This is a genomic window from uncultured Maribacter sp. (assembly GCF_947496775.1).
In the GTDB taxonomy this organism is placed as follows: Bacteria; Bacteroidota; Bacteroidia; order Flavobacteriales; family Flavobacteriaceae; genus Maribacter_B.
In genome coordinates this window covers 720990-734062 of the sequence record NZ_CANMDU010000001.1, presented here as the reverse complement: position 1 = coordinate 734062, position 13073 = coordinate 720990, and the positions used below count along the sequence as shown (strand labels likewise).

General features: G+C 33.3%; 6 protein-coding genes. 1 reads left to right on the top strand and 5 read right to left on the bottom strand.

Annotated elements, in window-relative coordinates:
* Positions 1–61: 61 nt before the first annotated feature.
* From Q0856_RS03320 to Q0856_RS03310, 3 genes are all read right to left on the bottom strand, one after another.
* Positions 62–3472, bottom strand: coding sequence for a VCBS repeat-containing protein (locus tag Q0856_RS03320; protein WP_298502551.1), 3411 nt, complete (start codon positions 3470–3472; stop codon positions 62–64).
* Between the two features lie 89 nt (positions 3473–3561).
* Positions 3562–5361 carry a RagB/SusD family nutrient uptake outer membrane protein gene (locus Q0856_RS03315; protein ID WP_298502547.1) on the bottom strand — a complete coding sequence of 600 codons (1800 nt, stop codon included), beginning with the start codon at positions 5359–5361 and terminating at the stop codon, positions 3562–3564.
* Positions 5362–5381: 20 nt separating this feature from the next.
* Complete coding sequence (locus tag Q0856_RS03310; RefSeq protein ID WP_298502544.1) at positions 5382–8429, bottom strand: TonB-dependent receptor; 3048 nt, start codon at positions 8427–8429, stop codon at positions 5382–5384.
* A gap of 348 nt (positions 8430–8777) precedes the next feature.
* On the opposite strand from Q0856_RS03310, the gene Q0856_RS03305 reads away from it, so the two are divergent.
* Positions 8778–9791: a LacI family DNA-binding transcriptional regulator gene (locus Q0856_RS03305; protein ID WP_298502541.1), complete on the top strand. Its 1014-nt coding sequence runs from the start codon at positions 8778–8780 to the stop codon at positions 9789–9791.
* A 4-nt stretch (positions 9792–9795) separates the two neighbouring features.
* On the opposite strand, the gene Q0856_RS03300 is transcribed toward Q0856_RS03305, so the two are convergent.
* Together Q0856_RS03300 and Q0856_RS03295 are read right to left on the bottom strand one after the other, a co-directional pair.
* A complete protein-coding gene (locus Q0856_RS03300; protein WP_298502539.1) occupies positions 9796–11649 on the bottom strand; it encodes a sulfatase in 1854 nt (617 codons plus the stop codon).
* Positions 11650–11736: 87 nt separating this feature from the next.
* Positions 11737–13065 (bottom strand): sulfatase-like hydrolase/transferase, encoded by a 1329-nt coding sequence (locus tag Q0856_RS03295; RefSeq protein WP_298502537.1) that lies wholly within the window; start codon positions 13063–13065, stop codon positions 11737–11739.
* Positions 13066–13073: the final 8 nt, after the last annotated feature.

The window sequence follows — 13073 nt, the reverse complement described above, 5'->3', positions numbered from 1 at the left end:
TCCGAATTCACGATAGAAGGGCATGAAATTACTGTTTATAGGTTTCTTGTAAATTATGTATTCAATCATTTATTTTAATTAATTGTAGGTAATCATTGTTCTTTACAATCAACATTCCTTTTTTGTTATTAGCTAAAGAAATAATTTGCGCATTAGCGACTTCTCCTGAAATATATAAACCGCTTTCGTGCGCTTCTTTTGCTCTTAATAGATTATTTTTTTCTTGTTTTAAATAAATGCCGTAACCGGCATCTTGTCTTGGAGTTTCTACTTCAAAACCATAAGTGTTTCCAAAGAAAAGAAGGTCTGTAGTGTTGTGCGTATCATTACCTATGAGACATATGTTTTTTGTAGACGTACGCTGAGTAGCAAAGGGCGTTTTCTCGACTTTAAAGGTGCCGTCTCCATTATTTTTTATATAACTAGTAGCAAAAGTATTTGCCTTATATGTTAGTGCTTCTTTCATTTTTTTAGTTGAATATACTTCTTCTAGTTTAGCGGAAGCAAAAGTGTGGTAATTAGGGAATTTCTTTTTTATAAAAGGCATTTGTTGGGAACTACACTCTCTTCCTCTCAATGGAAATTTCTCTCCATTTTGATGATAACTTAGGACTATGTCTAAGGAACCAGAATCGTCAAAATCATTGGTGTATATTTCAAATGGTGCCGCTTCGGATGCTTTGTATTTAGAATTCAACCCCAAGTTACCAGCAACAAAATCTATGTGGCCATCCTTGTCAATATCAAGAGGTTTTATGCTATTCCACCAACCAGAACTTTTATCTAAGCCTGCTTTTTTAGTGTAATTAATAAATTCTCCGTTTACTTGTTTAAATATGGTTATTGGCATCCATTCTCCTACAATTACCAATTCTTTTGCTTCATCAGTATCTATATTAACCCAATTAGCATCGGTTACCATGCCAATTTTATGAAGTTCTTTATTCGTAATCACTTTAAATTTTATAGTATCTTTTTTGGATACATTTTTTAAAAGGAAACTACTGCCGGGAAATGGGTATTTGTTGGGAGTTTGTCTTCCGCCAATGAAAAGGTCTATTTTTCCATCTTTATCAAAATCATAGGGTTTTACTACGGAACCGCTAGAAGGGGGGATGTTATCAAATGGTTTTTGCGTTTTGTAAAACATACCATTGCGGTTAACATATATACGATCATTGTAATATTTGGACCCCGATTTATGCTCATTACCTCCACTAACCACATACAAATCTAAATCACCATCATTATCGGCATCGAAAAAAGAAGCATCAACATCTTCGAATTCTTTGTCATTATGAAAAATATTGGTCTTAACCTTTTTAAATTGACCTTCCTTATTCTGTATATATAATACTCCAGAAAAGCCTAGAGCTCCTCCAACAAAAAAATCATCTAAACCATCATTATTAATATCGCCAATAGCAAGCGCAATATTTTCTTCTGACATTTTATGGGGTAACAGGCTTTCGCGTTTAAAATCGTTGAAAATGTTTTGGGGTGTATTATGTTTAGGACTTATTTGGTTAGTTATGTCTTTAAATATGGAGGCTTTATTAGGAATGGTTTCTGTAATATCTGTCGCATTCGTATAATTTAATTCTATTGTTTGGTTACTTTTAATATTTAGTAATAGCTGCGATTTGCCGTTAGGCCAATCCACTTTAAGAGTATCAATAGTCGTTTCTTTTCCTACTCCAAAGTGTAATGAATAATCTTTAGAAGACTGGAAACCTCTGGAGGCATATTGCTCTAAAACTTGAGTTCCTTTATTTGTAGCAATACTTACTCTAGCACCAATACCATTTTTGTTTTTGGAAGTTCCTTTTAATTTGAGTTTTAAGTAGTTTCCTAATCCTAATTCTTGACTATTATTTTTGTAAATAAAAGCCTTGTCATTCATGTTATTAGTAACCAAATCTAAATCTCCGTCATTGTCTAAATCGGCATAAGATGCCCCATTGGTTGCAGTTAATTTTTCTACAGTCCAGTCGTTATTCTTTTTTATAAATTGGGCATTTCCTAGATTTTCGTAAAAGTAATTGTCTTTTTTACGTGGAGGCATATTTTTAATTATGTCCGCATTATGTTGTTCTTTAAAAAAAGGAAGTAAATTTTTAGCTATATTTTTTGTCTTTTCTTGAAATTCTACTTCTTTACGCTCTCTGTAATGAATGTAATCTACATTTCTAAAGTCCCTTTTTATACCATTAGATACAAATAAGTCTTTATCTCCATCATTATCCATATCAAAAAAGAGAGGTCCCCAACTCCAATCTGTACTTGCAACACCGGCCATTGCAGCAACATCTGAAAAAACTGGGATTTTGTGGTTTGTAGAAATACCGTTATTAATTTGAAGTGTATTGTACATATATTGATGATGAAACCCTTGTTCTACAAAAGAGTTAAATCTTTCTGGGTTCATACCACTCATGCTTGCTTTTATTCCGTAATTATCTTCGGAAACCATATCCAGAGATATAAAATCTAACCAACCATCGTTATTAAAATCGGCGATATCATTACCCATGGAGAAGTTAGAAATGTGTCCTGTTGCGGTATTGATGATTTCTTTAAAAGTGCCATTTTTTTGATTGAGGTACATTCGGTCTTTAGAAGCAAAATCCTGACTCACGATTACATCTGGCCATGTGTCATTATTTAAATCTCCAATAGCAATACCTAAGCCATACCCTATACCATCATTTAATAAGCCAGCTTCTTTGGAAACATCGGTAAAAATATTATTGTTATTTTGAAATAGTCGGTCACTAGTAAGGTTGGATGTTATTTTTTTATAATATTCAAAATCATAATGTACATTAGAATCTACATTATGATTAATTAAAAACATATCTAAGTCTCCATCTTTATCATAATCAAAAAAAGATGCTTGTGTAGAATAGTGTTCTAAATCTAACTTGTATTTATGGGCTTCTTCTATAAAAGTGGGAATGCCATTCTTGTTATTACCTTGGTTTATGTAGAGCTCATTTTTTCTTTTTTCAGGATCTTGATATAATCCAGATTTACAGATGTATATATCTAGAAGCCCGTCGTTATTAATATCAATAACAGTACTTCCAGTTTTAAAACCTCCTTTACTAGTTGTTTTAGAAATATGACTAACATCTTCAAATTGTAAATCTCCTTTATTTAGATATAATTTATTATCCTCTTGGTTAGATACAAAATAGATGTCAGGTAAAGAATCTCCATTAAAATCTCCAACAGAAACACCTGCACCGTTATACATATAATCATAGTTTAAGGCGCTCATAAAAGCGTTCTCTTTTGGGTTGTTAGAGAAATTTATTTTAGAAATGGAGTCTGGGATTATTTCAAATAATAATTGATTTTCATTATTGTTTGCAGCTGTGCGCGTTTCTTTATCAGATATAGAACAGGAGAATAATTGAAGCACAAGAAGAAGGCTTAAGTAATGCTTTATGTTATTTTGTATTCTCATTCTATTAACTTTAAAAGCAGGGAACAAACTTTTGTCCCCTGCTATAATAAAAAACTAACTCAACTAGGTATAATTAAAACTTGCGAACTTTAGTATCCAGGGTTTTGATCTAAGGTGACACCGTTACTTGCAGCAGCTTGTATCTCAGCATCTGGTATAGGCCATAAATAGTCTTTCGCTGGGTCAAAAATTCGGGTCTCTAATTCTCTGTAATCTAGGTTACCTTTTTCAATTCTAGGTTGAGAAGGAGCTCCTGGGTATGTTACAAAGCCATCCTCATCAATATTTGGTATAAACCCTAAGTCTCCACCAATTTTACTAAATCCGTTGGCTGGACTTCCAAATAAAACAGTATTCATTAATTTTTCTGCTATTTCCCATCGTCTGATATCAAATAAACGTAATCCTTCATCTGCTAATTCAACTTTCCGCTCTCTACGAATGATTCTTCTTAGTTCCGTTTGATCCGTCGTTGTTATAGCCGGATAAGCAATTCCAGAGCCATTATAAGCTCTTTCTCTTACCGTGTTTATAGCATCAAGGACAGAGCTGTCTATATCACCAGCTTCAATTTTTGCTTCTGCATAAGTTAGTAAAACTTCTGCATAACGCATTAAAATAACAGGGTGTTCTGCCGCTCCAGCCCAAAGACCGGTTTCTTGTTTTAATGTAGGCTCGTCAGAGAATTTTTTCCAGAAATAACCTGTAAAAGACACAAAACGGTTGGCTCCACCAGAAGAGAAGGTATTTCCGCTAATTGGATCTACAATACTCACTCCTGCAGGGTTTGTAGAATTAGGGTTGTAAACTCTTTCGGATTTAGCACCATTTTCTATTTTCCAAGTAGCTAAACTATCACTATGTGTTTCAATAATATGACCAGACCACTCTTCTCCAGGAACAGCAATGGAAGCTTTTAATCTTGGGTCTCTATTTTCAAAAGGGTTAGCAGGATCAAAATCTGGGTCTTCATCTATTGGAAGGCCGTTAATGGTTTCATAGCTGTCTACTGTTTGTTGCGATGGTACCAATTGACACCAGCCCCCAAATCTACTACCTTGTCTTACGGATAAACTGTGAGTTTTAACTCCCGTTACATATTGTAAGCTTAAAAGAGTTTCTTGAGAGTTTATTCCGTTTGCATTAAATAATGATTCATAATCACTATCTAATTGTATGCCACTATCCATTACAAGCTGTGCTTTTTCAGTAGCTAAGGTGTAATCTCCATTATACAACGCTATTCTAGCTATTAAAGCGTTTGCAGTATTTGCCGAGGTTCTTCCTGTTTCTGATGGATTTAATGGCAATATACTAGCAGCCTCTTCTAGATCAGCAATAATATTTGAGACAATTTCAGACTTTGGTGTTCTTGGTAAAGCATCTTGAGAGTCTACCGTATTTTCATCATGGTAAGGAACATTTCCGTAAAGCTCTATTAAATAGCTATAAAACAATGATCTTAAAAAAAGCGCTTCTGCTTTTATTTCTTCGTATCTAGTTGGGTTTGCAATATCTTTTGCCCTTTCCATATTTGCTAGCAACGAATTAGCTCGTTGTATACCGCGATAAAACTCATTCCAAAACCCGTTAACTAATCCATCGGTAGAGGTTAAACCTCCCGTAGTAACTGTTGCTGTACCTGCGACATTACCTCTGCTAAAGCCAAAATCTGTGGTATGGTCTAATATCTGAGGAAAGGGTGTTGCGTTAACATAGTTTAATTGTTCATATATACCCACTAAAGCGACTTCTAATTCAGCTTCCGTTGAGAAAAAAGAAGCACTATTAGGAGTTCCAGGATCTGTTAAATTTAATACCTCATCTTCACAGCTACTAAAGGCTGTAATTAGAAGACAAAATGTTACTAAATATTTTATTTTTTTCATCTTTTTCATTTTTTAAATTATTAAAACCCTACACTTAATCCTAGTGTATAAACTTTTAATACAGGGTAGAAATTACCCGTTGTAAAATTAGGAACTGTAGCATCTATGCCATCTGGCATATTATCAAAAGTTAATAAGTTTTGTCCAGATACATAAAGTCTTAAATTGTTTAAGTTTAATTTGTCTAATAGTTCCGAAGGAAATTTATATCCCAAGGATAAGTTTCTTAACCTTGCGTAAGAAGCGTCAAACATCCAAGTTTCATTAACTCTCCAGTTTGGAGAACTACTTGCTACAAAAGCACGTGGATAGGCTGCATTTGTATTTTGAGGAGTCCAATAATCCGTTTGCCACTTTTGGATTTTCCCAGCATTAAAGAAAGACCATCCTGCATCTTCTTGTAATACTACATCTCTGCCACTTTCACCAATAAAAGAAATAGATAAATCAAAATTCTTGTAAGATGTAAAAAGATCAATACCCCAATTGGTATTTGCTATAGTACTACCAATTATAGTTCTATCATCATTATTTATGATACCATCTTCATTAAAATCTATGTACTTAATATCACCAGGTGCAACTGCTCCAAAGGTCGGGCTTGGTAAATTAGTATTTAAGACTCCTGAGGTAAAATCACTTTCTTGATACAAGCCGTCCGTTTTTAAGCCATATATAGAACCTATTTGTTCTCCTAGTCTATTTATGGTTTGCCCAGGAGGCAACTCTTGAAGTCCGTCAGCTAAATCCGTAATTTCATTATTAAATTTAGAAATATTTGCAGTTATTCCATAATTAAAATCTCCAATATTATCTCTCCAATCTAAAGAAATATCAATCCCTTTGTTTTCAACAGATCCTGCATTTCTAAAAGGAACATCAAAACCTTGACTAGGTTGCAGTGTACCTATTTGTAATATTATGTCTTTTGTACTTCTAACATAATATTCCCCGGTTAACTTTAACTTGTCGTTAAAAAAGTTAATGTCTGCTGCTACGTTAAAGTTTTCTCCTGTTTCCCATATTAAACGAGGGTTGGCTAATTGGGTTTGAGCCCCACCTACTTGAGAAGAACCTCCTAAGACTGTATTCGCATTACCAAGTCCAAATTGAGATGCATATATAAAATTCTGAGCTACAGGATTTCCATTATTATCTGTGGTATAAATTTCTTGATTCCCTAGTTGTCCCCATGAAGATCTAAGTTTTAAAAATGTTATGAAATTACTTTCTGGGAAAAAATCTTCGTTGGAAACCACCCAACCGGCAGAAAAAGAAGGAAAGGTTTGTGATCTAGTGTCCGGCCCAAATCTTGAAGAGGCATCTCTTCTTACATTGGCTTCAAGTAAATATTTACTGTCATAGGAGTAGTTTAATCTTCCAAAAACGGATTCTAATCCAAAGAGAGTAGCACTACCACCATTAGTAGATGTTTCTGCATCTCCGTTATTTAAAGTTCTAAATTCTGGAACGACGAAGGATCTTCTAAATGCATTCCAATTTTCTGATTGGGTTTTTATAAATTCATAACCAGCTAAAGCAGAAAGGCTATGTTTTCCATAGTCTTTATTAAAATTAACTAAGAAGTTAAAGTTGTCCGTAAAAATTTCAGATGTAGATTTTATTAAATTATTATTCTTAACAAGATCGGTATTAGGTTCTGCATTAGAATTTTCTTTATAAACCCAACCAGCTACAAAAGCATCTCTGTCTCTATCTGTATACTGAGGAGAATATGATGCTGTAAATGCTAATTCATCAATAGGTTTGTAGGTCGCCTTTATAACACCTCTAAAATAATTTGTAATATTTTCATCTAACGAAGTCGTGTTTACTAGAGCTATAGCATTACTTCCATTGAAACCTGATCCCCAACTACCATCATCATTAATAGCAGTAAATAAAGGTTGTAATCTATAAGCTTGTCTAGTTGTTAGTAATAATTCTCTTGGTTGATTTCTAATTTCTCTTCTAAAGTTTAAATCAAAAGTTAAATCTAATTTATTGCTTATTTTAAGATCAGTATTAAATCTTCCAGAATACCTCTCAAACTTATAATTAGGTATATTTCCGTCCTGACTTAGGTATGAGATAGAACCACCAATTTTTGCCTTTTCAGAACCACCTCTAATTCCTATGTTATGATAATGTTGTAATCCCGATTGTGAAAAAAGTAAATCTACCCAATCCGTATCTGGTAAAGCCTCAGTTCCAACACCAACACCACTTCTATATTGATCTAAAGTTTCGTCGGAAAAAGAATTTGGTATGGCGTCATTAAATGCTTCCATGTATCCAAGTGCATCTTCAAAGTCAAGATTTTGAGCAGGAGTTTGCACACCAACATAAGTGTTGTAAGTTGTTTTTACACCTCCTTCTAATCCTCTCTTAGTAGTTATTAATATAACACCATTTGCTCCCCTTGACCCATAAATAGCTGCTGCTGCTGCATCTTTTAGTACAGAGACGGATTGGATATCATTAGGATCTACACCATTAATATCATCTGGAATACCATCTACTAAAACTAAAGGGTTGTTTTTTCTGCCATTTCCTAAAGTTCCGACACCTCTTATTCTTAATGTAGCATCATCCGAACCAGGTTGGCCGCTAGATTGTGTTGCTGTTAATCCAGGTACTAAACCAGCAAGTGCTTGTGAAGCTTGCGCAACCGGCTGTCTGGTTATCTCTTCTGCTTTTACAACTTCTACAGATCCAGTTAGATTTATTTTCTTTTGAGCACCATAACCAACAACAACTACTTCATCTAATTGAGCGGCATCCTCTTGTAAAGTTATGTTGATTTTGTTTTGGTCAGAAATAGTGATTGTTTGTGTTACCATCCCTACATAAGAAAAAGATACTGAAGCACCTTCGTTTACTGTAATTTCATAATTTCCATCAAAATCGGATTGCGTGCCATTTGTTGTTCCTACTTCTACAACACTGGCTCCAGGTAATGGAACTCCATCTGAATCTGTAATAGATCCAGTTACTATTTTCTCTTGTGACCATAGCATAGCGCTACAGCAAAAGAAGAAAATTAAAAAGACATGTTTTCTTTTCATAATTTGTCTGTTAATTAATAATGATTTTAAGTTAATTTTAAGTTAATTCGAGGGTTAATTTAGTGTTAGAAGATGTTAGAAAAGTGTAGGGGTAGAGTTTATTTTTCCGGAAACGATACCGGAAACGGTTTAATTATTCGGAAACGTTTCCGGACAGTAACTATTTAGGTTAAATTGTATTATTCTTAATAATGTGCCCTATATTGTATATTGTTGGAATATTATACACGTATTAATTAGGTATATTTTAATTAAGAAAAGAGCATTTAGCACTATTATTCTATTCTTGTATATCTTAAAAGTGAGATTTTCGGAAATTGTATAGAGTTTAATTTACTATTTAGAATTATGAAGCATGTAACTATAAAAGATGTGGCCAAGCAATTGAATGTTTCCATTTCCTCTGTATCCAGGGCTTTTAATGATAAGTATGATATTAAAAAGGAAACAAAAGAACTCATTCTTAAAACTGCAGAAGAAATGGGTTATTTTCCGAATCCTATTGCCAAAAAACTAAGTCAAAATAAAACTTTTAATATTGGTGTTGTTGTTCCAGAATTTATAAATGAATATTATTCTGAAATTATAATTGGAATACAAGAAGTGTTCATGGCTTACGGATATCAGGTGTTAATTGCACAATCTGATGAGAACCCCGAAATAGAATTAAAAAATGTAAAAACTTTAATACATAGCATGGTAGATGGGTTGATTATAGCTCCTACAATGGAAAGTACAAATATGGAGTATTATTTAAAAGAATTAAATAATGGTTGTCCTATTGTATTTATGAGTAGAGTAAAAGAGAATTTACAAGCATCGAAAGTTCTTTTTAATAATAAAAAATGGGCTTTTTTTGCAACGGAACATTTAATAAGGCAAGGATATACCAAAATATATTATTTGGCTGGGTCTAAAAATTTGAATGTTTCTGTGGATAGAATAGAGGGGTTTAAAAGGGCAATGAATAAACATAAAATTCCTAAAGAGAATTATAAGATATTAGAAACTGGTTTGCTGGCTGAAGATGGAATGCAGATAATGGAAGATTTAATATATAATCACGATTTGCCAGATGCTATTTTTTGCTTTAACGATAGGGTTGCAATGGGAGTTATTTCTAAATTAAAAAGTAATGCTATTAAGGTACCACAAGATATTGCATTAATGGGATTCACAGAAACTAGAATGGTAAATTTAATGACACCAAAGTTAAGTAGCGTAAAACAACCAACTTTTGATATAGGTAAAAATGCAGCAGAACTGTTATTTAAACAAATTAATGATTCTCTAATGGAACCCCAAACTATTGTTTTAAATGGGGAGTTAACTATTAGAGAATCTTCAGTTAGAAAATTGTAGATGTTTATGGTAGTAAAAATTTAATACGCCTAAGTACTTGTGTGTCTTTTATCACTGAGGATTTTACTTTAGTCGTATCTATATTTATAGAGTATCCTATGTCTTTTGAGTTTAAAAGAGTTATTGAGTTAAGTATTAATAACGCTTCCAAGGGATACTCGGTATTGTATAAAGCGTCGAGGCATACTTCCTCTGGATTATCTAGTTTAGTAAGCCCTAGAAATTCAGCAGCTCTCACTTTATTCAGTGCTTCAGAATCTTTTCTGGCAATATCGTTTATTATTGTATTAAAGACACTTGCTTTTTGGGCAAAACTGCTACATACTATTAAAGCCCAGTAACGTTCCCAAGGATCATTAGAGATTAAACTTTTTTTTATTTTGTCTTTAACAGATCCAAAATCTTGCAGCATTAAGTTTGCCGTTGCAATATATTTTTTAATGTCTTGTTTATGCTCTTGCCCCCACTTTAAGGGATTTTTTAGAGCATTTTTTACAATATAATGTTCAGGGTAAAAAGAAAGATCCGGCATTCCTTTAATCCACTCATTTAAAGTGTTTCTAAGACTTTTTAAGTTCTCTTTTTGTTTTGGGTCATTTGCCAAATTTATAGTCTCGTACGGGTCATTTTCTACGTCAAAAAGCATTTCAGGAGCTTTAGATTTAAAAAATGAGGATTGAATATCGTTTAATTTACCTTCGTTATATAGTGTTCCCCATTCTTTATAAGCTAATTGTTTGTAACGATAGTTATTCATTAATCCATCGAAATTGAAAGGTTGAAAATTACGTATGTATTTGTATTTACCTTTGCGTACTGATCGTACTAAATCATACTTTTCGTCAAACCTATCTGCATATCCAAAAGTGGTATTGTCCTGTTCTGTTTTTTCTGGAGTAAGAAAAGGTTTTCCGTCTATTTGTTCGGGAATAGAGACATTGGCTAATTTTAATACCGTAGGAGCTAAATCGATAAAGCTGACGAAATTTTCCGTGGTGCTACCAACTTCTAAATATGTTAAGTGTTTATAATTTTCGGGAACGCGAACAATCATAGGAACATGAAGACCGGTCTCATATAAATAACCTTTGCTTCCTGGTAAGACCCCTCCGTGGTCTCCATAATAGAAAATGAAGGTATCTTCTAGTAATCCGTCTTCTTCTAGTTCTTTAATTACTGCTCCAACTTCCTTATCCATTTCCTGAATTTTATTTCGGTAATGGACATTAGTGTATTGAAACAATTCTGTTTGTGGATGATTTGGTTGAATAAAGCTTTCTTTTTTTTCTTTTGCCAAAGCGGCATCCATTTCTTCCTTGGTAAAATGAATTCTAGATTCGTGACTAGTACCTATATTAAATACATGAAAAAATGGTTGATTTTCATTCCTATTTCTATAACTAGCCTTTTTTGACGAATCATCCCAAACGGTATCACTTTTTACAAAATTATAATCTTCTTTACTGTTATTAGTTGTATAATATCCAGCTTGTTTTAAATATGCAGGGAACATATGTAAACCATCTGGTAATGGTGCTAATTCACTTTTTCGATGAAACTGTACCCCAGTTCTTGGAGCATAAGTACCAGAAATTATTGTGGATCTAGCAACGCTACAAACTGGAGCATTAGAAAATGCTCTAGTGAACATAATACCCTGTTCTGATAAGGAAGCAATATTCGGAGTTTCGATTCCATTTTCATCAAATAACTTTAGATAGTGTTTAGAATTATCTTCAGAAACAATCCAAACAATATTTGGTTGTTTCTCTGGAGTTTTTTCAACCGTTTTACAGGAAAAAAAAGTAGCTATACTCAGAAAAAAAAGAAGTATTCTTTTTGCAAATATGTTTTTCATAATTATTTATGATGGTTTTAATTATTTTATTTTTCTAGTAGATTTTTTTCTAGCATCTTGAAGCTTTTTCTCTTCTTTTATTACATTTTAAGGATGAGGGTCTAACCAACCAGGTGCAATGTTTTTGCTATCCCAAGTTTTATAATCTTGTTCTAATTCGGCCATAATAGCTGGATAATTTTTGGCAATATCATTGCGTTCATATGCATCACTCTTTAAATTAAAAAGCATTGTTTTGTTTTTATAAGAGCTTTTGTAAAGTTTATAATCTCCTTTTCTTACTGCATACTCAAATCCGCCAACAGAACGCCAAAAAAGAGTTTTGTGAGGTACGGTAGATACGTTTCCATTTAAGTAAGGTAATAAACTTTTACCATCTAATTGTTTTTTAGTTTCTACATTAACTCCTGCGGCTTCTAAAAAGGTAGGGTATAAGTCTAAAGAAATAACATTTTGATTATAGGTTTGCTTTGCCTTTATTTCTTTAGGCCACGATATAACAAAAGGTACTTTAATACCGCCTTCAAATAACATTCCTTTATGTCCTCTATTAGGTCTATTATCTGCATGTTCTTTTCTTCCGCCATTGTCACTAAGAAAAACAACTATAGTGTTGTCTTTTATGCCATTAGCTGTAAGTGCCGCATCTATTCTCCCAATACCATTGTCCACTGCATTTACCATTGCACCATACACACTCCTGTCACTATATTCTATATGTTTTGTTTGTTTTAAATATTTTTCTGTAGCATGATCAGGGGAATGTGGAGCATTATACGCAAGGTATATAAAAAAGGGTTTGTCATCTTTTTTATTAATGTACTTTATAGCTTCTTCAGTAAAATCATCTGTTATGTAGCTTAATTCTTTTTCGGGAACTGGTTTACCGTTTCTAACTATAGTTTTTAAAGGGCCATCTGGAATTCCCCAATAATTCATGCCGCCACCAGAAAATCCAAACCAATTGTCAAAACCTTGATTGGTGGGGTGTAAATCTGGATGGTCTCCAACATGCCATTTTCCTATTGCGCAAGTTCTATATCCTACTTCTTTTAATGCTTCAGATATCATTACCTCAGATAGTGGTGTGCCTACAGTGTTATCATTATCTGTGTCGTACGTCATGTTACAATCATGCCCAAATCTTGCTTGGTATCTTCCGGTAAGTAAACCTGCTCTGGAAGGACTACAGTAGGGGTGAGATACATACCCGTTAGAGAAAATTACCCCACTTTCTGCTAATTTATCTAAGTTTGGTGTGGGTATGTCTGTACATCCATTAAAACCAACATCGGCCCAGCCTTGGTCATCTGTAAGTATTACAATAATATTTGGCTTTTTGTTTTCTTCTTGTGCATTGCTATAGCTAATTTTTAAAAGGCAAAGCAAAAGAATAGTTAGTTTTAAAAAATTCATTTAGTTGT